We start from the raw sequence: 1068 nt of genomic DNA, 5'->3' as shown, positions 1-1068 counted from the left end.
CCTCGGCTTAGGTCCCGACTAACCCTGAGTGGACGAACCTTCCTCAGGAAACCTTAGGTTTTCGACCAATAAGATTCTCACTTATTTCTCGCTACTTATGCCAGCATACTCACTCCTGTACAGTCCACCATTCCTTACAGTATGACTTCAACCTATACAGGAAGCTCCTCTACCACTCTTTCGAGTCCATAGCTTCGGTGGTAAGTTTTAGCCCCGGACATCTTCGGCGCAGGATCTCTTGACTAGTGAGCTATTACGCACTCTTTAAATGAGTGGCTGCTTCTAAGCCAACATCCTAGTTGTCTTAGAAATCCCACATCCTTTACCACTTAACTTACACTTAGGGACCTTAGCTGATGATCTGGGCTGTTTCCCTTTTGACTACGGATCTTATCATTCGCAGTCTGACTGCCGAGATAAAAGTATATGGCATTCGGAGTTTGATAGGGTTCGGTAACTGTTGTCAGCCCCTAGCCCATTCAGTGCTCTACCTCCATTACTCAATTACTCGACGCTAGCCCTAAAGCTATTTCGAGGAGAACCAGCTATCTCCGAGTTCGATTGGAATTTCTCCGCTATCCACAGCTCATCCCATGGTTTTTCAACACCAACGTGGTTCGAGCCTCCACGAAATTTTACTTTCGCTTCACTCTGTCCATGGATAGGTCACCCGGTTTCGGGTCTACAGTATGCAACTAGTCGCCCTATTCAGACTTGGTTTCCCTTCGGCTCCGTACCTAAAGTACTTAACCTTGCTACATACCGTAACTCGCTGGCTCGTTCTACAAAAAGCACGCCGTTACACATTAATGTGCTTCGACTGTTTGTAGGCACACGGTTTCAGATTCTATTTCACTCCCCTCCCGGGGTTCTTTTCACCTTTCCCTCACGGTACTGCTTCACTATCGGTCACCAGTTAGTATTTAGCCTTGGGAGGTGGTCCTCCCTGCTTCCCACAAGGTTTCACGTGTCTCGTGGTACTCTGGATCAGATCTTACGGTTTATTCTTTCACCTACAGGTCTATTACCTTCTACGGACTAACTTTCCAGTTAAGTTCGGTTAGAACT

1 rRNA gene is annotated in these 1068 nt (G+C 46.9%); it reads right to left on the bottom strand.

Going from position 1 to position 1068, the window contains the following annotated elements:
• Positions 1 to 1068: ribosomal RNA gene (locus tag CLOACE_RS11615) — 23S ribosomal RNA — on the bottom strand; the annotation flags it as partial.

This window comes from Clostridium acetireducens DSM 10703 (assembly GCF_001758365.1).
Classification (GTDB): domain Bacteria; phylum Bacillota; class Clostridia; order Clostridiales; family Clostridiaceae; genus Clostridium_C; species Clostridium_C acetireducens.
The sequence above is the reverse complement of the archived record's forward strand: the minus strand, read 5'-3'. Positions and strand labels throughout refer to the sequence as shown.